Genomic DNA, 20295 nt, shown 5'->3' with positions numbered 1-20295 from the left:
GTCATTACCGTCGGGGTGAAAGCTAATTAAGTCTGCGTTTCAGGAAGTCATCGATATGCTCACGCAAAGCATCAGGCATTTCCAGTGGCAGGTTGTGCCCGCCATCAAGGCGCAGCAGTTCCGAACCGATGATTCCTATTTCAAAGGCTTCCATACCGCGACGCGTCGCACGGTTACGCTGCCCGTCCACCAAAAGCGTCGGAGCTGCGATAGCGCTAAGCAGATACCGCCCGTCATAGACTGCAGCGGCGCACATCTGGTCGGCAATCGCCTCGGCACTCCAACAAGGGATTTGCGCGCGTAATTCCTTCGCGACGATCTCGGGTTCGCCGAGGCCGACAAGGCCAGCAAGGCGACCCGGAGAGATGCGTCTTAGAACAGCCGGAAGCAAACGCCCTGCAATGCGCCCGAAGAACGTATCGACAACCGTAGGCACAGCCTCGATCAGAACCAGTGCCGCGGGCCTTGTACGGGCCGCCAGCTCCAAAGCAACCATACCACCAAGAGAATGCCCAACCAGCACCGCTCCGTCCGGCGCAAGGTGTTGAAGCGCGTCTGCATATCTTTCTACTCGCGCAGGGTTTCCGGTACCGGGCAGGTTAGGCGTTTTGGCAAGCGGCATATCAACGACAACATCCCGCCATGTTGCGTCAGTCAGACCGGCACCGTGCAGCCAAAGACTTGGCAGCAACGTAAGTGTGGAATGCGTTTTGCTCGTCATGAACAGTTTGAGTGGCATAGCTTAGACATGGCTGGAAGTATGCTCGTTACGTGTGTTTGGCCGTTGCTTTAAGCGTCTTTGACCGCGCCTTCCTTGATTGTAGTATACTGCGTGCAAAGCCTCAGGCTGCAAGTGTTTGACGCTGCCGCAGTGCACGGTAGAGACCATCCTTGCGCGCCATCAAGTCGGCGGGTGTACCATCCTCGACAATCCTGCCTTGGTCAAAAACCAAGATGCGGTCCATCCTTTCGACGGTCGCCAGCCGATGTGCGATGACCAACGTCGTGCGCCCCTCCATCAACCGCTCAGCCGCTTCCGCAACTCGCGCTTCAGCCTCGGAATCGAGCGATGATGTCGCCTCATCCATGACCAGAACCGGCGCATCCGAGAGGAAGGCACGCGCAATGGCCACCCGCTGGCGCTCGCCGCCAGACAGCTTCACGCCACGTTCGCCAACTTCAGTGCCATAACCCTTCGGCAATTGTTCAATGAAGCCGGCAGCACCTGCCCGCGCCGCGGCCTCGCGCACTTCGGCTAGGGTGGCACCGGGGCGCGCATAGGCAATGTTCTCGGCCAGTGAACGATGGAACAGGATCGGCTCTTGTGGAACGAGTGCAATTTGACGGCGCAATTCAGAAAGCGGAACCTGTGCGATATCGACACCGCCCAACGTGATCGCACCGTCTGTCGCTTCATGGATGCGTTGGATCAGCTTGACGAAAGTTGTCTTGCCAGACCCCGAACGCCCCACCAAACCCACTTTTTGACCTGCCGGTATTGTGACGTGCAAATCCGTGAAAAGGGGCGTCGACGCCCCAGTGTAACGATAATCGACATGATCAAAGGTCAAAGCAGCCGCGCGTGCTGGCAAAGCACGTGCCGGAGGACGAACCACCTCGCGCTCTGGAGTGGTAGACATCAATTCCACAAGCTCTTCGGCATCATTAACTGATTTCTGAAGCGTCCTTACGTGATTGCCGATCTGTCGCAAATAGCCATCCAGCATCCCGAGGGCGGAGACAACGTAAGCAATCTCGCCCGCGCCAGCCAAACCTTGGGCAAATGCCAACAACGCGCCGCCCAATACGGCAGCCCGCAGACACCAGAGTGACACGTCTTGTGCCAGCCCGGACCACGTACCGCGCCGCCACGTGCGCCGCGTCCGATGCGCCCACTTTGACAAGACTTGCCCCAGCCTTTCATCCTCGCGCGCCTCACCCGCATGCGCCCGCACCACGGCGTTTGACGTGATCGTGTCGGCCAACGCACCGGAAACGCGGCTGTCCTGTGCATTTGACAGCCGTGCGGCGGGCGCAACCCAGAACAGCGTTAGCGTCAGCGACAGCCCGAGAAAGAGCGCGGCCCCCAAAGCAGCCACAAGGCCGACCTCCAACCGGAACGCCGTGAGCGTGCCGATCGTTCCCAATAAAACGAACGTCGATGGCAGGAGAGCGAGCAGCAATACGTCCGCCATGTCATCAAGCGCCCATGCACCACGGGTGATCTGCCGAACAGTCGATCCTGCGAAGGCATTGGCGTGCCAGTCAGCGGGCAGGCGCTGAACGCGCGCGAATGCTTCGGCCTCGGCTATCTGCATGGTCGGAACGGTAAGTGCGATGATCGTAAAGTAGCTCAGGATCTTTGCGCCTATGGACACTGCCCCAAGACCAAGGAGCAAGCCAAACGCCCCCCAAGGAGACGCGGCTTCGGAGACAGCCGTCACAAGGCGTCCGGTAACGACAGGGATCGTGATATCGGCAGCCGTCGACGTCAATACGAGCAGCAATAGCGCAGCAACAAGACCCGGCCTGCGGACCCAGAGACGTATGGCGAAAGCGAGAACGCGCGCAAAGGCGCCTTTGGTGGACAGACGGGACATGGAACGATCACGGGCAGATACGCCGTGCCTTGGTTTTAAATGTAGAAATGTCCGGATATTGGACTGTTGCGGCTGACGTCAGGGGCGAATTTCGCCCAATAATGTCAGGATACGGGAACTCCGAAACGGAAGCTGCCCGGGAGGTAACGAGTCGCGATAATCATGTTCGTCCTCCTTGCAATGTGTGTCCTGATTAGCACGTAAGGTCGGTGACACGCTCAAGTCAAGCGTCATGCTTCAGTACCACGTGCCCTTAGCGAGTTTCGGCCAATACATGCCCCGTGCAAGCTGCGTCCCCTCCGCAGCAATCCTGCTTGGTGCTGTCCTGGAAAACCTGCCTTTCAAGAACAGTCGCCGATGCCGAGTTCCGGAGAACTGCATGCTTGTCCTGTCTTGCGAACCGCAAACGCCGATTTCAAACCAATGGATGAGCATTTTTATCTATGGTGGAGGCCGGAAAATTTCAGCCCGCGGTGCCTCGTGAAGCGGAAATCTGGCGCGGTCACACGTTGAGTTGGTTTACAACCAACGATGCGATCGCAAGGTCTTGCACGCCGACGCCGGTCAAGTCGACCATTGAAATTTCGGCCCCAGCGAAGTCCAGGTCGGGATGTTTGCCAGCAAGAACATCGCAAAATGATACATCCGCGTCTTCCGAAAGAAGCCCCTCGCGAACGGCGGCACCGAAATCGCCATGATGCACACATTGGACATGGCTATCGGTTGCAATCAGCGATGCTCGAGCGGTCAGATGTGGATCAATCTCCAGCTTGCCCGGGCTGTCGGCCCCCACGGCAATGATATGAATCGAACCGATGACATCGTCTGACATCAACACCGGTTCGGAGGATGGCGTCGCAGTGACCACGATTGCCGCGTTGTCGCATATCTCATGCGCTGACGTTGTCGGTGTCGCATCGATACCGGCGGTCTGCAGACGCTCCGCGAACGCAGCGCTTTCCAACTCACCCCGTCCTTTGACAAAGACGGGTTTGATGCCTGTGAAGGCTGTAATCATTTGCGCCTGCAGGAATGCCTGTGTGCCGGTGCCGATGACCCCTAGGGCTGCAGTTGGGAGGACGGGTTTTATCGATGCAGCTAATGCGCCCGCCGCAGCCGTACGCATTTGGGTCAGCCATCCGTCATCCTGAAGGACGGCAACCGGATGGCCGGTTTCTGAGGACATCACAAGCACAAGCCCGCTGTTGGGTAACAGACGTTTCTCTATATTACGATAAAACCCGGAAGCCACCTTAATCACGAAGTATGGCAACCCCCTCCCCTGTGCCGCCTTTGCATGGCAGTCACCAAAAAAGCTGCCGTCCGCTTCTTTGAACAGGATTTGCAGCGGATCCGGCTGTTCGATTAGCCCATCCGAAAAGGCGATATACCCTTTGCGCACCGCGTCGATCGCATCCGGTCCTGTTACGACACGTTGGATGGCGTCGAGCGGGATGATCTTCATGATGCGATCCTTATTTGCGGTAGTCGCAGTAGTATTTGTTGAGGTGTTCATGAAATGCGACAAACCCGTCTTTGAACACGGTGTCTCGTCCGATGCCGATACGGAAGTGATCCGCTGGGACCTCATTCAGATCACTGGCATAAATCGACGATGGAAGCAGCAAAACGCCGCTTTCTTCGATAAGCTTGCGGCAGAACTCTTCCCCACCATCAGGGCCAAGGTACTTTGGGAAGGCAACACAGCCGCCCATCGGGCGCGACCATTCAAAAAGCCCCGGAAACTCAAGAAGCGTGTTTTCAAGGGAAAGAAGGTTGTCCATCACGATTGCTCTGTTCCGGGTCAGGATCGTGTCTCGAGCACGCAGCGCAATAAGTGCCAGCATCTCGGATGGCCCGGAGTTGCAGATTGAAAGGTAATGTTTGTACCGCTCAACCTTCTGCAGAAGTTCGGTGTCCTGCGATGCGATCCAACCGATCCGCAGACCTGGAAGACCGTATGCCTTGGACATCACATTCAGCGAGATTCCCTTTTCATACAGGTCGGCGACTTGGGGCATCTGATCTGCCGGGTCCATCTCTACCCCACGATAGACCTCGTCGCTTAGTAGGTAGATGCCATGTTCGCGGCACATTAAGATCAGCGCGTCCAGATCATCCCGTGCCAAAAGAAAGCCCGTTGGATTGTGGGGGAAGTTGATCGAAATCAGCTTCGTGTTCGGCTGGATCGCTTGCTTGATCCGTTCAATATCCAGACGCCAGCCACCTTTAACGTTTCGATCCGGGGTGTGGTCCATGGGCACGCCAGTCACGTCACATATGGAAAGGGGTATGCTCTCGGCGCCCTGATAGTTCGGTGTCGGCACGATGACATGATCATCCTTGCCCAGGAGCACACGCGGGACCGCATAGAGCGCTTCGCCCGCGCCGGCGTGACACAGGACATTTTCGTCCTTCATGGTGTCGTAGGTCGCGGCAATCTCGCGCCGTAGCGCGGGGGCGCCCCAAGTCTCGGTGTAGCCAAGCCACAGATTTTCGAACGCGACCCGATCTTCGTCTGACGCCAGCGCCAGCAAACCTGATAGCGGCATGCTCTCAAAGTCTGAGGCCGTCATATGGTGTTTGGCGTTGAACTCCCACTTCGAGAAATAGACCTCTAGGCCGAAGTCACGGATTTTTCGGGGCGACACCGGCTTGGCCATCTCGCAGTCTCAACTTCATTCGATTTCACATCACGGAGTAGTCCGTAACAGCTTGTCCGCGAAATTCCTAAAGCATGAGTGACGCAGTCGTTTGCGCCGAGCGCTTACGATAATTGTTCCGCACGCAGCCGCTGGACGACTTCTATACGCAGGTTGATGCACATCATTGTGATGTAAAACGGGACGCGAAGCGCTGCGCAATACCCTTGGCAAAAGGCTATTTCATACGAGGCGTCACGCGCGTTCAGCATACTCCATCGTCTCTGTATTGACGATAATGTCTTCGTCCTGTCCGACAAAAGGCGGCACCATCACCTTGACCCCGTTGTCAAGGATCGCGGGTTTGAAGGAGTTCGCCGCTGTCTGGCCCTTCACCACTGGCTCTGTCTCGACGATCTTGCAGGTAACCTTCTGCGGCACGGTCGCGTTCAAGGCCTCTTCGTCGTAGAATTCGACAACGATTGTCATGCCGTCCTGCAGGAACGGGCGTCGATCGCCGAGCAGCTCTGCAGGCAGTTCGATCTGTTCGTATGTGTCGGCGTCCATAAACACGAGCATCCCGTCGTTCTCATACAAGAACTGCTGGTCCTTTTGCTCGAGCCGCACGCGCTCAACCTTGTCCGCGCTACGGAAGCGTTCGTTCAGCTTTGATCCGTTGCGCAGGTTGCGCAGCTCAACCTGCGCAAAGGCACCGCCCTTGCCGGGCTTTACATGATCCACCTTCACAGCGGCCCAAAGGCCGTCGTTGTGCTCAAGCACGTTACCGGGGCGGATCTCGTTTCCATTGATTTTTGGCATGTGGCAAAACCTTGACGAAAGGTTGATGAAAATTTGATGCTCCCTATATCTCGCGTAGAGGGTCCCGGCAAGACAACGAAATGCTGTGCTGTACCATCAGCGCGCTATGCATTTTTTGCAGGGCAGCCATGCAATAACGGGGTATCCGAATCGGAGCAGTTCGTCCATAACGGGCGTCACGCCGGAAAGACAAGAGCAAGAATAAAGGAAGGACGACGAATGAAAGACTTCGTTGACGGCACTGCCTTTAACAATGAACAAGGCAACCGTGCACGCAAACTATTCGCAGCCGTTGTGTTGGCTGCACTCGACGATGCTATCGCCGATGACAAAAAGTATGGCAACGGGCCAGAGCAGATTGCCCGCTGGGCTCGTTCACGCGATGGTCGTGAAGTGCTGAGCTGCGCAGGTATCGACCCAAACGAACGGGTTGTAGAAGGCCTGATGGAATTTGTGGGCAAAGGCGTCCGCACATCTGTCGCGCTGAGCCGGGAAGAGTCAGAACGCCGCAATGCGGCACAGCAGGCTGAAGCGGCCTGATCGAAACATTGCTGCTACAAGGAAAACGCGCCCCACGAGGCGCGTTTTCTTTTGTTCATCCGCTGGAAAAGAAAAACAGCCACTGGCGTACGACCCATAGTTCGGCAAGCAATAGAAACGCAACAGCGGCACCACCCCACATTGGCAGCCTACGGCGCCACAGAACCACAGCCGCCGACGTTGCAAGTACCGCCTCAATCGGTCCAACCCACGCAGCACCGTGCCCGCGATCCCAATAGCTAACCGGACTTTCAAACACCCACCAACTGAACGGCCAGAAATGCGGGCGTCCGTCGTCATGGTGCAGTGGGAAATCCAGAAGCAAGTGCAGTAACGCCGCTCCGGTCAGCGCAACCGCCCAAGGCGACCGATGCCAGCAGGCCAATCCGCACAGTGCACCCCACACAAAAAATGAGTTGTCGATGGCGAATACTGTTTGCCATGTGTCCGAGAAGTAAAGATCGTCAAAGACCACGTCGGGCGGTATGCCCAGCAAAAACAAGGATACACCTGACATCACATAGAGTGACAGATCCGGCAGGGCAGCTCCTGCGAAGGCAGCAGCAAGAAGCCGAGCACCTGACAATCTACCGAATACGGCAGCTCCAACCAATAAGTGAGCCGGCGTGTTCACGGACAATCAGGATCGGAGCATTGCGTGAATGATTGCGCCCCTATTCAAGGTCTTGCGCAGCGAGGGCCCGATGAATTTCGCGCCGAACCAGCTTGCGGACATTGCGTGTAATACGTTCGCCCAGCGCGCCCTGCAGCTCTTCCCGCACAATATCGCTGACCAGATCACGAAGTGCGTCTTCATCCAACACATCCTCGTCATTCGAGAATACCTGCGCACCATCTTGTGCGGGGTCGTCCACGTCCCGTTCGACATCTAGCGATGGCTGTGGTGCAGCGCTCACATCGCCGTCCGCATCTTCCCATGCCAGCGCCGGTGGTTCCGTGCCCGCATTCTCTCCATCCCCCGCCATGTCCGGTTCAAACTCGTCGGTCTGACCGGCAATCAATGTCTCAAGCGCTGCAATCTTGGCGCTCAGCGTGGTCGCATCATCATTGGCATCGGTGTTTACTGATGCGGTGTCCTCAATATGCTCAGCTTCATCGGCGTCAGCAAACGCATCCTGGATCGACATGAGTGTATCCTGATCCAAATCCACTGCATCCAGATCTATGGGCCGCTCTTCGAACTCACTGGTATCATCTCCAACGTCGCGTTCAGCCTCGGACTCATCTGGCATTGGGTGTTCAGTTTCGTCATCAACCGGAACAGACCCGCACTGTTCCTCTTCATATGAAGGCGCTGCACTTTCAGCCACCGAATCCTGCTGTTCTCCCAAGACGGCTTCGTCCGCGACATCTTCTGCATCGTCTTCCGACGCAGAAGCAACAATATCCGCGCTACCGTCTAAATCTGGTTCATCCATCACGCGCAACGCTGGAGTTAAAACCAGTCTGTCAGGCGACGCCGCAGTTTTATCCTCTGCTTCCGGGCGATTGTCGTCGGACACCAGACGACGAATAGACGCCAAAACGTCCTCCACCTCGGTGTTGGTCATTGGATCAGACATGTCAAAGTACCACTCTCAACCTCGGCCTCAGCTTACCCCGAGGGTGAGGGTCGCACAATACTGTGCTGAAAACCTTAATCGTCTACTTGAAGGGCGCGCAGCACGCGGTCCAATTGCTTACCTTGCCTTGACCGCTTGGCGGGTCCGTCTTTTACCAAGTTGTAATAGGCCGCCGGGTCATACAGCTGTACCGGCAGCTTTAGCCGCTGCGCGGTCAGCAGGCCCATGGCTTCAAGGACCGAATAGGCGGCAATATATTGATCAGCTTGCGCTGCGATGCGGTTGGTTTCGGCATCCAGCAAATCCTGCTCGGCATCCAGAACGTCCAGCGTCGTCCGCGCACCCAAGGTTGCCTCTTCCCGCACCCCTTGGAATGCGATGCGGGCCGCGCGAATCTGGCGTTCGGATGCGGCCAGGCTGGCACGCGCCGCCTCAAGATCCGAAATGGCATTCACAACGTCTTGCTGCACGCCGTGACGCACATTGTGCAGGTTCCCACGTGATGCATCCCGTGATGCCATTGCCTGGCGTTCAAGCGCCGAAAGACGACCACCCTGGTAGATTGGCCCAGTTACACTGATACCAACCGACCCGGTCCTGGCATCATCTTCGTCACCAAAATCTTCCTGAACCGCCAATGACCCATCCAGAGTGACAACGGGCAACGTGTCCTTCACGGCTGCTGTAACCAGCAATTCATTCGCCGACACCTGGCGACGTGCGGCTTCCATATCAGGGTGGTTGCGCACCGCGACGGCCTGAGCTTCGGCAACGCGCGTTTCGGTAAGAGGCAACGTCGGCAGCGCAGACAGGCGTCCAGGGCGTCGGCCTACAACATTTGTATATTCCGCCTGCGCCTGGATCAGGTTGCGCTGCGAATCTGCCAGATTACTGCGCGCCTGCGCAACAGCGGCCTCTGCCAAGGACACATCCGTGCGGGTCACCTCCCCCACTTCGAAGCGGTCATTGGCGGCACGCAGTTCTTGTTGCAAAAGACGCAAGTTGTTCTGGCTCAGAGCGACAAAATTCTGCTGCCGCCCCACATTGATGAAGGCCGCCGCCGCGCGCAAAAGCAGCGCCTGCTCAACATTCAGCAACGTCGCTCTGGTGGCGAGCACCGTCTCTTTTGTTGCCTCGACCCGCGCCCGATCGGCACCACCGTCGTACAATTGCAGTGACGCATTCAGACCCAAAAGGACATCCGTGGACTCTGCGCTGGTCGAAATACCTGTCTGTGTAGTGACGTCCCCAAAGTCCTGTGTGATGCTGCCAGTCCAGTTGACGATCGGACGCAATGCAGCCAGCGCGATCGGCACATCTTCGTCTGCTGCGCGCAACAAGGCCCGGTTCTGATCAAGCAAGCCGCTGTGCGTATACGCGCCGATCATGGCATCCGCGAGAGTGTCTGCGGTAGCCTGCGACGTACCCATACCCAACACCAAGGTTGCAGTCATTGCCGTAGTACTCAGAAATCTGCGCGCCAACTTGCCCATCATTTTAACCTGCCTCTTGATGATCCATCCGCCCAGTACCACTCCGGTCAAAGCGTGAATGCGTCGTGTTTTTCAAACCCCGGCAACACTGGGGCACCTGCATTAAAAGCACGACGCCAAGACATCATGCCATCGATCTTGTAACCGATCCGGACCTCTCCCAATGCACCGTCCATGAAAAGCGCCGCGATGCGTCCACCGTCCTTGAGTTGCGATAATAGTGCTTCGGGCACTTGGGTCACACCACCCTCGACGACAATGACGTCATAAGGACCATGTTCTGCCGCACCTGCTTTCAACGTTTCAACATGAGTAATGACATTATCCATGCCTGCTGACATCAACGCATCCTGCGCCTCCGCTGCCATGGCATCGTTGTCTTCCAAAGCAACGACCGCCTGCGCCAAGTGCGCAATGACAGCCGCCGAATAGCCATGAGCAGCCCCAACATCCAGCACCAACTCGTCCGGCGCAATGTCCAGTGCATCAAGCATCTTGGCAAGCGTGCGCGGGTCAAGAATGACCCGCCCTTCTCCAAGATCGAGGTTTTCGCCCATATATGCCGTTTCGCGTTGCGCAACAGGAACAAAGTCTTCGCGCTTGACGGTCAGCATTGCATCAATGATCGGGAATTTCGTAACATCTGACGGGCGAACTTGCGTGTCCACCATCATGATGCGCCGTGTCGAGAAGTCGGGCATTGCAGCTAAACTCATTCGTTCAGGTTCTTTCGCATACATGTGCCACAGTCAGCGCGGGTGGGCAACGCGGCACGTGGCTCATGAGGCAATATTCCGGCGCACCGTTGCCGGACGGTCTTGCGTGACCCGTTTTAATGGTCTATCGCCGCTCAAACACCACGGATGGCGAGTTGGCGGAGTGGTGACGCAGCGGATTGCAAATCCGTGTACACCGGTTCGATTCCGGTACTCGCCTCCAATGTTTTCAATGGGTTAGCAAAGTGGCTGCTCATTGGGGTATCACCTCAGGTATCAGTTTCTCGTTCTGGTCTCGTTCTGTTCGTCGTCACTTGCGCTTTGCCGCCGCTTGGCGCGCGCGCATGATTTGTCTCGCCTCCCCTGCATATTTGATGATCATCGCCTTGGACGTGTGGCCGCTGTAGCTGGCGATTTCGTCGTCGTCGCAGCCTTCCCACGCCAGTTCCATCACACCGCGATAGCGCAGCGCGTGTTGATCGTAGGCCATCAGGCCCAGCCGTTTGCGCTCGCGCACCATGACGCGGGCCATCGCGTGATAGTCCATCGCAGAGCCATCAGCGCGGGTCAGGATGTGGCGCGACGGGTGAGGTGCGAAACCCAGATCAGCCTTGGCGCGGCCGAGTGCGGCCTTGAGCGCCTTTGTGCAGGGCAAAACCAGCGCGTTGCCGGTCTTGTTCTGGCGCAGCTTGAGGTTTTCCCCGTCATAGTCGCCCCATTGGAAGTCTACCCAATCACCGGGACGCTGGACGCTGCCCACGCCGATCTCGAAGATTAGCAGCGGCAACGGCTCGCCCTCGTCGCGCATTTTCTCCACCGCCCAATCTGCCCACGGCAGGTGCGGTTTCTGACGCGCCTTGGGAACCTTGAGCGGTTCAATGTCGATTGCCGGGTTGTCCTTGCGCCACCGTTTGCGGATCGCCAGCTTGGACAACATGCTAATCGCGGTCGGGATGTAATTGGCAAACCGGACACGGTGCCGGTTCTTTTCCATCGCGTCGTAAATGTCAGCTTGGGTCAGCCGCGCAACGTCTTGGTGGCCGATCTTGTCCTTGAGGTATTCAAAAACAGGCTCAAGGTCTTTGCGGTAGCGGGGCGAGAAATTCGCCCATTTGTCCGTCTCGCGCATCGCCTCGATCAGAGCGCCCCATGACGTTTTCGCGGCGGCTTTCTTGCCGCTCACGATCTCCCAATACTGGCGGTCAAATTCGGCGGTGCCTTCCTCAGCTTTGATCCGGCCCAGATAGATCATCTTGCCGTTCACATACTTACGGACATACCAGCGGCCCGCCGGGTGCTGCCAAAGAAGTTTCTTGCGGCTCACCATTGGATAGGCCCACCCTCAGCCGCATCGCCGCGCGCGATGGATTGCAGTTGTTCCACGTCCCACCGCTCAAAGCCGCCGATCTTGGTCGGCTTGGGCAAAACACCTTCGTCCACCAGCCCACGAAACTCCGTAGGCTTCATATCCAGAAGCGCAGCGGCTTTCTTGTCACCGGCAAAGAGGATCGTGGGCGCGGGCATTAGTCGTCGCCCTCCAAGCCCATCCCGCAACGCTTGAGACGTTCGCGCTCGTGCTTGTCGTGCAGTTCAAGGAAACGCTCACCACCGCGCCGCCCTTCGCTCACGATAACCAGATCGTCGCCTTGGATTTCGCTGCCCTGCATTTCCAGCAGTTCGTCGGTTTCTTCTTCGGTCAGGCCAACGTAAACCCAGCGCCCGGATTCTGACTTATCCCACGCACGAAAGAAATTGGACGCGGGGCTGTATGGATTTGGCTCAGGCTTAGGGTCCGGCACCGTGAAGTCCGGCACCTCTTCATCCGCAATCATGGCCTCAAGCTGCGCTTTCACTTGGTCAATGAGGCGGTCCACGTCCAGAAGGTGAACGGCCACAGGCAACACCGGCTCTTTTTCCATTTGATCGTGGAGATAAACGACGTTCCAGTCGTCCCCTTCGTTCATCGGAAAGGTCGCAAACATCAAACCAGTCTGACCATATCCGAAGGGATTTTCACGGGCGATTGCGCGCCTCTCTACGGTGTCAGCAAGCGACCGTGTCCACCGTTGGGGGAAGCCGATCCGCGTCATAGCGAACGCGGCGGCAATCATAAGCACCTGACCACCCGTGAACACACGGCGGCGTCCGGTGCCGGGATTGACGTGTGGGCCGATCAAGCGAACCAGATCGCGCTTGGGGCTGACAAAATGTTCAAGGGCCTTGGGCGTGGTGCCGGTGATCTTGCACACGTCAGCGACAAGGAATTGCGGGTGGGTCCAAATGCGATTGGCTTCCAGCATTTGCATTACCGGATCGCCATTCAGTTCGTGAAATTCATCTTCCGTCATATCGAAGTCCCTTGCCGTGGTGCTATCCTTAAACACCACGGCGCGGGGTTTGTAAAGCCCCATGTTGCGGGGTTACGGTTTTTGCACTACTTGCGTCGCGTTTACCTGCCTTGCCAACGTAGCAGTTAATCCTGCCATCCACTTAGGCGCGTCAGGGTTTGCCATTTGCCAGAAAGGCGGCAATTCAATGAAGGCGGTAAGGGCTTGTGCTTTGATCGCTAGACCCATCGGGCTTTGTTCCTCAAAGATCAGAATAGCCCCCACTAATTCACGCAAGGCGTCCCGTGCCGCTGTCTCAGTCGCTTGCGCGTCCTCGATACCTGATAGGGCCGTAATGCGTTCCACCTCAGACCAGTAGGCGCGGGCCGGTTCAATCCGGGATTTTTCACGTTCTGCCCATAGCAGTTCAGATTTCATACCCCGCTGCGATTTGAATTTGGACTTGCGATCAGCTTCTCGCATGTGTGCCTCATAGCTTGCCTGAAAACCCAGGCGGTGCCTATGATCCTGCCCCGCTTCATGAGTTTGACGAAGAGACCGACACTTTCATTCCAATGGTGGGCGATAAACTCAGGTGGGACGAAACGGGCACCACTTATGAGGTCATCGCCCGTCATTTCGAATATTCGTGCCGTCACTGCGTCCTTGAGGTGAAAAAGGCAGTATCTCACTGGCCTTGGGCTTAACCTAGCAGCTATCCGGGGGCCAGCTCCGCAGGCGTGGCCCCCGATGTTCAAAGTCAGTTCGACTTTCCTACCTGCTTTCGGTTTTGCGCATCGGCTTCAAGGCGTTCAATCGCATGGATCAGGCCGTCAAGAATGCAGGCTTTGTCCTGACAGTCTTGAATGTGAGCCAATAAGGCATTGTTGCTTGTCATGTTAGTTCTCATCTTTTGGGCTTTCTAGGGCCATTCCCAGCGACGGGCTGGAGCCGGGGGCTAGAAACCTCCGATGAGAGAGGCATGACGTTTTCCCGCAAGCGGTCTTGTATGTAGCGCCAACACCCCGGCATAGTGTGCCGGTGTGAAGCGCCGCCAAGCGTCCACGTATTCGCTGCCATCCGCGCCAACGGATTAAACCTTAGTCAGGTGTTGCAGCTATCATCGTCCGGGTTTCTAGGCCCATCGACATAATGCCTCTAAACCGTTGTCGGATCAAGAGCGCCCTTGTGGGTGCCCTAAGACACCGCGACGGGCCGCATGGGGACAGACTTGCCGATTGTTTCAGCATCCGTTCCACCAAGCGCCCTATAGGCTTCCCGCGCATACATCATCATACCGTGGCGCAAAGCGTCGTCAGAGATACGAATTGACCGCCGATTGTCCTCAGTCTCAAGGTTTGGGGGCCATGCCACTAGCCCGCCGCCCTTAGTTCGCACCAGAGCGCAACCGCGCAATTTTAAGCCACGCGCCTGACAATCGAAGTACGCCAGGATAGTCGACCCGCCCCGGTTCGCCTTAGGTTTCGCAACGCGGGTCAGGCCAGTGATGTTTACTTGTTCGGTCATGGCTTACTCCTTCAGGTCTACAAATTTCAAAGCGGTTGCCGGATCAACGCCCGCCTCTTTGGCTTGTGTCAAGGCTTGCACGATACCCGCCGCCGCCCTTGCGCGTCCGCCAATGTCAAACGCCTGTAGGGGTCGCATAACGTCCAGCGTGACCGCCGATCCCAGCTTATCTGTGGCTTCCTCTGCCATTTGTTCGGCCATCGGTTGCAAGGTCCATTGGGCAAGGTGGCGTTGCGCTTCCCTCACCATCGGACCCGTGGTCGCTTTGTTGTTCAGACCGGGCAGGATACCATAGGCCGCGTTAATCTGGTCGCGGGCTTGGTCAAGGGTCTTGTCCAGCATCGCCTTGGACATATCGGGCGTCAGATCATTTGCCCGCCAATCTTGTGCTGGAGCTGGACCGCCTGCCGCTTGCACCTGCACCGATTCCCTCACCAGCACCTTGCCGCGTGAACCACGAAAGCCCCGCGCAATGTCCGCAAGGTCGGTTTCCGGCGTCTCAGGCATAGGCACAATGGACGATCCCAAAGGCGCGTCACCATAGACCTCGACAAGCGCCCGCTCGATGATTTCCAACAGGTCAGCGGATAGGCTGGACCGTCGCAAGGGGGCCGTCCCATACCAAGGCTGAATTGCATCCGCACCAATCCAAAAGTGCAGCACCTCGCCCGCCAGCGCCGTCATGGTCTTGCCGCCGCCCACTTCGGGCACGGTCAGGCGATAGGCCGTTGGACGGGAAAGCCGGGTGGACAAATCCCAATCTGACACGGGAATAAGCGTGTCGTCAGTGATGTAGAAAAGCACCTCACCCCGCAGTGCCAGCATCCGGCCCGCGATTGCCAGCGTTCGCCGGGTCAACAGGTCGGTGCCGTCCACATCAGCGACAGACAGTCCATTTTCCCAGAGCGTGACCGCCCCTTGAACCGTTGCTGTCAATTCGGCCCGCCCGTTGGTGCCCGTGATGTAAGCGGTTCGGGCTTGGATCATCTGTGCGGTGTATCCTGCGTCGGATGCCGCACGTTTTTCGGTCTTGTTCTTAAAGGGCCAGATCATTTCTGCCTCCGATATGGGCGCAGCAGATCAGCCGCCCCACTGTTTTGAAGCGCACGGGCCGCGTGGGCCGCGCTGCGCTGATAGCTTTCTTGGATCGCCCCGCCCATGTTGACGGAATAGCTGGACACGCCCGCCCGGTCGGTGTCGTCGGCCATGTATTCAGCAAGCCGCCGGAACGCCTCAGAGACGGCTTTAGGCGGGTCGCCAGCGCCCACTTGGGCCGTGACCTTGAACACGCCGTCAGACGGCAAGCAAAGCCCCAAGGGGCCGTCAGGTAACGACGTGGATACCCAAGCACCGCTTTCCCATTTCTCAGTTGAATGTGACACGACAGGCGATAGTGGGGGCGTCCAGTTTTCACCCTCGCCACCCTCGACAGTCCACACCAATTCGCGGGCCGTGTAGCGGGTCCGGGTGTAAGCCTCGATCCGTTCCCAGATCATTTCAACATCAAGCGCCGCCGCCGGGGTGGAAAGCCCGGACGGGGTGGCCGGATAGCTTGCCGGGGTCGCTTCACGTTCTTGCAATAGGTCCGTCATGTCAGGCCCTCCAGCGGTTCAAGGTGCGCTGATAGCCGGTGCCCAGCCCATCGGGTTGCAGATCAGGCGTCCAGTTGCGGGCCTCAATCTGCGCCGCCGGATAAGCGGGCTTTGTCACTGCGCTAATCTCGATCAGGTCAGCAGACCGCACAACGCGCATAATGCCAGCGCCGGAACGCTTAACCCGGTCGCCGCCCTGGGGGACGCGAAAGCCGGGGGAAATACCGCCCACCAGACCCGCCGCCAAAGTGCCAAGAAAGTCTTGGACATAGCCAACAGACCGCATTTCAGGCGCAAGGGTTGCCTCAAACGTCAAAGCGTCGTCGGTGTCCTCAAGGGTCAAAGAACCCGCCCCACGGGATGCCAGAGGCTTGTTCATGTCGTGATGCACCAGCAAGTGAACGTCGCCACCATTGGCAACAGACGCGCCAAACGCCCGCGCCTCGAAAACTTCCCTGCGCTTTTCCCGACCATCGCTAAGGACGGTCGGGATTGCATAGGGAAAGCGGCCCCTGAGGACGGTTGACCCGTCCGCAGAGGTGCGGACTTCAAGCCCGCCTTGATGACCGCCCCAAAGCATTACGACAACTGCATGTTGGTCACGATCCGGCTCTGCACCGGGCGCGCGACCGTCACGTCCATGTTCGCCAGTGCTGTGATGCGCAGGCCACCGCTTTGTGCGTCGGTGTATGGATCACGGATCAGATCAAGGGCACCGTTATTCCAAAGCCCCACGAACAGAGGTGCAACGCCGCCTGTGCGCGTGGTCATCAGCATCGATGTTGACAATGGATCACCGGAAGGTGCCGGAATGCCGTTGGATGTGGTGGTAATGTTGTTCGGGAACGGCCCCGACACATTGCGGCCCGCCACAAGCATGGCCCAGCGAATATATTCCGACATATGCAGATCGGCGTTCACCTGACCTTCCAGCCAGCCAAACAACTCAGGCCGGATCAGCAATTGCACCTGATTAGGCGACGTGATTGTGTTCGCCGTCATAAAAGCAACGATCTCTTGCAGGAACATAGCGTATGTTGGCGCAGCACCCAGATCGTTGACGTTGACGCCGTAGGTGGCCGCGCCCGTCATCATGCCCAAGGGCTGACCACCTGCACCGGAACCCTGCAAGATTGCCCGATCCATTTCCTGACCCATCGCCGCGTTCATGTCGCGCCGGATTGCTTGTTCCAGCGCAGCACCGCTTTGCTGCATGGCATTGCGGCTGATCCGCATTTGCACGCCCATGCAGTGATCAGGTTTCAAGGGGCGGTCAGTCGTCTCAAACGGTGTCGGGTCCGCCACATTGCCATTTTCAGTTGCAGCCCATCCAACCGTCACGTTGGACGTGACCACCGGCCATTCGATTGCGCCGAAACCGACGTTGATCATCTGCGCACCAATGCGCGATGCAACGCTGTCAGGGAACAATCGGTCAATGATAGGCCGGGTCGCAATCGGATCAGGCGTGCCTGCGGCGACGGTGTTGCGGACTTCAAGCGCCTCGATAGGCACCGGCACGCCGGTAAATCCGCCTTGCGAACGAAGTTCTGTGACAACCTCCGCAGTCTGACCATCCAGTGCCCGACCTTCTTTCAAGGCCAATGCAACCTGACGCATTTCAAAGCCGCCGATCAGCGTTGACCATTCGTTATCGGAGCGCGTTTCAAGTTCGGCACCAGCCTCGCGGCGTTCTTCATCCTCCGCGATCAGCGCCGCACGATATTGAACCTCTTTGGCGCGATACTCCGCGTCCAGTTCGGTCATCTTGCGGGTTTCATCGGCAGAGGGGCTTTCGATGTTTGCCAATTCAGCCAAGGATTGCCGGATTTCTGACCGGCGCAGTTCAAGTTTCTTTGAGAGGAGCATCGCTGCGGCCCTCCTTTCCTACTTCAGGGTTGAGCTGCATTTGTCGCAGCAGGTTTCGCCATTCGCGGCGCTTTGGGGGCAGTTCCTTTGAACCGACCTCAATTCGAGTTTTGCGCGTGTGACAGGGGCCGCACAGCATTTGTAAATTGCTCAAGGTGTAAGCGAGTTCGGGGTGCGTCCTAACGGGCTTGATATGGTCGCACTCAAGACGCTTGTGGGTGCCACATTGAACGCAGGCCCAGCCGTCACGGTCCAACGCTTGCAAGCGCAATGCACGCCACCGGGGGCCGCGCGTCACCTTCGCAGAATGCCGCATATGTTCCTTGCGCCTAGTCATCGTCGCGCACCTGCATTTCCCAGAAAATGACCTCACCAGCCGGGGAAAGCGGGGCAACCCGCCGCACCTCAAATTCGGTGCCGTCGATCAACAGCTTATCCGTGGTCGCGGGTTCAACCGTCAGACCTTCGACTGACACCAGCACCCTTTGATCGCCAACGTCCAAAAAACCGCCCGCGATAAGCTGTAACTCGGTTGCATATGTCGCGGACAACAGGGTGACGGGATGAGGCGCATCAGGGCCGGGAATAACGTTGCCATAACCATCGTCCGTGCCTTCACCGGGGCGCAGCAATGTTGCCGCTTGCCCGTGTTGCTTAATCAGCCGGGATGCAATTTGCTTTAGCCCCATGCCAGCCTCCCCTTGGTTTGTGTGGGTGCGCGTCGCATACGGACGCCCTGCGCCACGGCCAGGACCGTTGCCGCAACCGGGTCGATCCGGCCCGTTGAACGCCCCGCCGCCAATTTGTGATTGCCCGCAGGGTCCACCAGCGTAATTGCATCGGAAAATGCAGAACGCAGCAGCAGCGACGGCATGGCCTTAACGTCGCCTTCAAACACCGCACGGCGTAGGCGTTCGCAGTCCTCCGAGCCATCTTTCCAGCCAAAGCCGCGCCAGATGAAAGGCACCCGTTCAAGGCCGGCGTCACGCAACGCCTCGATAAATTCAGCATGGCGGAATCTATCGCCCACGATTGCCGCAGGCGCTTGGCCGTCCAGCTTGTCCACTACGTCAGCCATGAAACGGGCAACAGGCACGGTCGCGTCACCCATCGTCACCAGTTCGCCCCGGTCGCGCATTTCAACATATCGCCCAGACACGCCGTCAGCTTGCCCACGATCCGCAAGGCCCGGATTGCATGGGAAAGCACCAACACATTCCAGCCGCCCGGTGTCGGGCCAATAAAGCGCCGCCGCCGACATAGAACGCGACCCGCCAAGGTCGATGCCCAGAACGACGGGGCCGTCACGCGGGGGCAGATCGTCGGGTGATACTTCACACGACAGCCATTCATCCACCGTCAGCAGCACAGACCGATCATCAGACGCCACCCGTTCATTGCGGTTAAGGTTTCTGAAGCTGGACAGGGCTGACCCGCCGCGCGCAATCGCCCGCCGTGCCTGCGCCACCAGCCACTCAGCAGAAGGGCCAATGCCCTCAGACGCACCGGGATTTGCAATGAGAAGGGATGCCAGATCATCCGGGGGCAATCCGGGGTCCGGGCGGTGTTCCTGCACATAGGTGCCGGGGGGCGGTTCGTCCAACCACCGCGAAAAGGTGTTCGCGTCATCCGGTGCCGAGGTGCTGATAATCAGCGCGCGCCCATCGCGCTTGCCCAGACCAGACAAGATTGCGTTTTCAAGCGCATCGCCTTTTTCGCGTTCCCATGCCGCCCGTTCGTCAAGGATTGCCAGCGTTGGCGCACCGCCAAGGATTGACTTGCCGTCCGCAGCGATAACACGGGCAAGCCCGCCGCCGTTGCCGTCCGTTTCGACTTCCAGCTTAGACCCGCGTCGGATCGTGAATTGCTCTTGTTCGTCTTCGGGCAAACCCTCGATAAAGCCCAGAAGAAAACCAAAGGCCGTTTTTGCTTGGTCGCGGTTGCGTGCTGCAAAGATGATTTCGCGCTTGGGCTGGGGGGCAATTTCGCCCATCAAATGACCCAAGGCCAAACCCGCAGACAGGGCCGTTTTTGCGTTCCCCCTGCCAATACTAAGACAACCCGCCTCGATTTCCTTTGCAAAGGCACCGCGCACAAATTCCTTCTGATACGTTGCCAGCTTCACCCGCTTACCGGCAAGCCGCCCCTCAGGCACCACCAGCTTGGGAAGGAAACGCAGTGCCGCCGTTGCCTCTTTCGATGCTCTTACCATGCAAATTCCTCCCCAGTTTTTTTCGGGAGAGAGAAAGGAACAGTTAAGCGCCGGGTCACACCCCCACTCTGAAAAGCGGGCATTGGGACCAATCCCAGACCTTGCACATATTGCAACCACGCAGGCTGGCCGTCCGTCCGGTGTGTGGGGCCTACCTGCCGTCCAGCCTGCTTAGCGCCAAGGCCGCGCGACAGGTTGTTAGGTGTATGGTTATTAAGGATGTCCCCAAAATGGGCACGGGGGGGGGCAAAAAACCCGCTAAACCGTCCCCAAAATAGGGACAGGGCGTCCCCAAAATGGGGACAGGGGATACCATAACCGTCCCCAAAATGGGGACAGGACCGTCCCCAAAATGGGGTTGGGGTTTTAGATTTA

24 protein-coding genes and 1 tRNA gene are annotated in these 20295 nt (G+C 57.9%); 3 read left to right on the top strand and 22 right to left on the bottom strand.

What is annotated here, in order from left to right:
* Positions 1-22: 22 nt before the first annotated feature.
* From Q1A75_RS08190 to efp, 5 genes are all read right to left on the bottom strand, one after another.
* Positions 23-721, bottom strand: a complete 699-nt coding sequence (locus Q1A75_RS08190) for an alpha/beta hydrolase (protein WP_299553240.1) — start codon at positions 719-721, stop codon at positions 23-25.
* Between the two features lie 121 nt (positions 722-842).
* Complete coding sequence (locus tag Q1A75_RS08185) at positions 843-2600, bottom strand: ABC transporter ATP-binding protein (protein ID WP_299553238.1); 1758 nt, start codon at positions 2598-2600, stop codon at positions 843-845.
* Positions 2601-3102: 502 nt separating this feature from the next.
* Positions 3103-4065, bottom strand: coding sequence for a hypothetical protein (locus Q1A75_RS08180; protein WP_299553236.1), 963 nt, complete (start codon positions 4063-4065; stop codon positions 3103-3105).
* A gap of 10 nt (positions 4066-4075) precedes the next feature.
* Positions 4076-5263, bottom strand: a complete 1188-nt coding sequence (locus Q1A75_RS08175) for an aminotransferase class I/II-fold pyridoxal phosphate-dependent enzyme (RefSeq protein ID WP_299553233.1) — start codon at positions 5261-5263, stop codon at positions 4076-4078.
* Between the two features lie 234 nt (positions 5264-5497).
* Complete coding sequence (gene efp, locus Q1A75_RS08170) at positions 5498-6061, bottom strand: elongation factor P (protein ID WP_299553231.1); 564 nt, start codon at positions 6059-6061, stop codon at positions 5498-5500.
* A 219-nt stretch (positions 6062-6280) separates the two neighbouring features.
* Here efp and Q1A75_RS08165 point away from each other — a divergent pair, with 219 nt between their 5' ends.
* Positions 6281-6601, top strand: coding sequence for a DUF6280 family protein (locus Q1A75_RS08165; protein WP_039684470.1), 321 nt, complete (start codon positions 6281-6283; stop codon positions 6599-6601).
* 55 nt (positions 6602-6656) lie between these two features.
* On the opposite strand, the gene Q1A75_RS08160 is transcribed toward Q1A75_RS08165, so the two are convergent.
* The 4 genes from Q1A75_RS08160 to Q1A75_RS08145 all read right to left on the bottom strand — a co-directional run bounded on the left by Q1A75_RS08160 (position 6657) and on the right by Q1A75_RS08145 (position 10378).
* Entirely contained in the window at positions 6657-7187 is a 531-nt protein-coding gene (locus Q1A75_RS08160; RefSeq protein ID WP_366142189.1) for a cobalamin biosynthesis protein CobQ, read from the bottom strand.
* 88 nt (positions 7188-7275) lie between these two features.
* Positions 7276-8172, bottom strand: a complete 897-nt coding sequence (locus Q1A75_RS08155; RefSeq protein WP_299553225.1) for a hypothetical protein — start codon at positions 8170-8172, stop codon at positions 7276-7278.
* Positions 8173-8258: 86 nt separating this feature from the next.
* Entirely contained in the window at positions 8259-9719 is a 1461-nt protein-coding gene (locus Q1A75_RS08150; protein ID WP_299553489.1) for a TolC family outer membrane protein, read from the bottom strand.
* 5 nt (positions 9720-9724) lie between these two features.
* Positions 9725-10378, bottom strand: coding sequence for a protein-L-isoaspartate O-methyltransferase (locus Q1A75_RS08145; protein WP_299553486.1), 654 nt, complete (start codon positions 10376-10378; stop codon positions 9725-9727).
* A gap of 164 nt (positions 10379-10542) precedes the next feature.
* Here Q1A75_RS08145 and Q1A75_RS08140 point away from each other — a divergent pair.
* Positions 10543-10616 (top strand) — tRNA-Cys (locus Q1A75_RS08140).
* Between the two features lie 87 nt (positions 10617-10703).
* On the opposite strand, the gene Q1A75_RS08135 is transcribed toward Q1A75_RS08140, so the two are convergent.
* From Q1A75_RS08135 to Q1A75_RS08120, 4 genes are all read right to left on the bottom strand, one after another.
* Entirely contained in the window at positions 10704-11720 is a 1017-nt protein-coding gene (locus tag Q1A75_RS08135; RefSeq protein WP_299553222.1) for a tyrosine-type recombinase/integrase, read from the bottom strand.
* A complete protein-coding gene (locus Q1A75_RS08130; RefSeq protein WP_299553219.1) occupies positions 11714-11917 on the bottom strand; it encodes a hypothetical protein in 204 nt (67 codons plus the stop codon). Before Q1A75_RS08130 ends, Q1A75_RS08135 begins: the two co-directional genes overlap by 7 nt.
* Positions 11917-12741, bottom strand: coding sequence for a hypothetical protein (locus tag Q1A75_RS08125; RefSeq protein WP_299553216.1), 825 nt, complete (start codon positions 12739-12741; stop codon positions 11917-11919). Before Q1A75_RS08125 ends, Q1A75_RS08130 begins: the two co-directional genes overlap by 1 nt.
* 72 nt (positions 12742-12813) lie before the next feature.
* On the bottom strand, positions 12814-13203 hold the full coding sequence (locus Q1A75_RS08120; protein WP_299553213.1) for a hypothetical protein: 390 nt from the start codon (positions 13201-13203) through the stop codon (positions 12814-12816).
* Positions 13204-13217: 14 nt separating this feature from the next.
* On the opposite strand from Q1A75_RS08120, the gene Q1A75_RS08115 reads away from it, so the two are divergent.
* On the top strand, positions 13218-13427 hold the full coding sequence (locus tag Q1A75_RS08115; RefSeq protein ID WP_299639482.1) for a hypothetical protein: 210 nt from the start codon (positions 13218-13220) through the stop codon (positions 13425-13427).
* 53 nt (positions 13428-13480) lie between these two features.
* Here the strand turns inward: Q1A75_RS08115 and Q1A75_RS08110 are convergent, their stop codons facing one another.
* From Q1A75_RS08110 to Q1A75_RS08070, 9 genes are all read right to left on the bottom strand, one after another.
* On the bottom strand, positions 13481-13618 hold the full coding sequence (locus tag Q1A75_RS08110; protein ID WP_299553210.1) for a hypothetical protein: 138 nt from the start codon (positions 13616-13618) through the stop codon (positions 13481-13483).
* 299 nt (positions 13619-13917) lie between these two features.
* Positions 13918-14247, bottom strand: a complete 330-nt coding sequence (locus Q1A75_RS08105; RefSeq protein ID WP_299553207.1) for a hypothetical protein — start codon at positions 14245-14247, stop codon at positions 13918-13920.
* 3 nt (positions 14248-14250) lie between these two features.
* The gene (locus tag Q1A75_RS08100) at positions 14251-15300 is read right to left on the bottom strand and encodes a hypothetical protein (RefSeq protein ID WP_299553205.1); all 1050 of its coding nucleotides are present in this window, start codon (positions 15298-15300) and stop codon (positions 14251-14253) included.
* Positions 15297-15839, bottom strand: a complete 543-nt coding sequence (locus Q1A75_RS08095; RefSeq protein WP_299553202.1) for a hypothetical protein — start codon at positions 15837-15839, stop codon at positions 15297-15299. Before Q1A75_RS08095 ends, Q1A75_RS08100 begins: the two co-directional genes overlap by 4 nt.
* 1 nt (position 15840) lies before the next feature.
* Entirely contained in the window at positions 15841-16419 is a 579-nt protein-coding gene (locus Q1A75_RS08090; RefSeq protein ID WP_299553199.1) for an HK97 family phage prohead protease, read from the bottom strand.
* Positions 16419-17708: a phage major capsid protein gene (locus Q1A75_RS08085; protein ID WP_299553197.1), complete on the bottom strand. Its 1290-nt coding sequence runs from the start codon at positions 17706-17708 to the stop codon at positions 16419-16421. The genes Q1A75_RS08090 and Q1A75_RS08085 overlap by 1 nt, the downstream gene beginning before the upstream one ends.
* On the bottom strand, positions 17686-18024 hold the full coding sequence (locus tag Q1A75_RS08080) for an HNH endonuclease signature motif containing protein (protein ID WP_299553483.1): 339 nt from the start codon (positions 18022-18024) through the stop codon (positions 17686-17688). The genes Q1A75_RS08085 and Q1A75_RS08080 overlap by 23 nt, the downstream gene beginning before the upstream one ends.
* A gap of 13 nt (positions 18025-18037) precedes the next feature.
* On the bottom strand, positions 18038-18397 hold the full coding sequence (locus Q1A75_RS08075) for a hypothetical protein (RefSeq protein ID WP_299553196.1): 360 nt from the start codon (positions 18395-18397) through the stop codon (positions 18038-18040).
* Positions 18388-19920 (bottom strand): terminase large subunit, encoded by a 1533-nt coding sequence (locus Q1A75_RS08070; protein ID WP_299553195.1) that lies wholly within the window; start codon positions 19918-19920, stop codon positions 18388-18390. Before Q1A75_RS08070 ends, Q1A75_RS08075 begins: the two co-directional genes overlap by 10 nt.
* Positions 19921-20295: the final 375 nt, after the last annotated feature.

The sequence above is a fragment of the uncultured Tateyamaria sp. genome (assembly GCF_947504105.1).
GTDB lineage: Bacteria > Pseudomonadota > Alphaproteobacteria > Rhodobacterales > Rhodobacteraceae > Tateyamaria.
The sequence above is the reverse complement of the archived record's forward strand: the minus strand, read 5'-3'. Positions and strand labels throughout refer to the sequence as shown.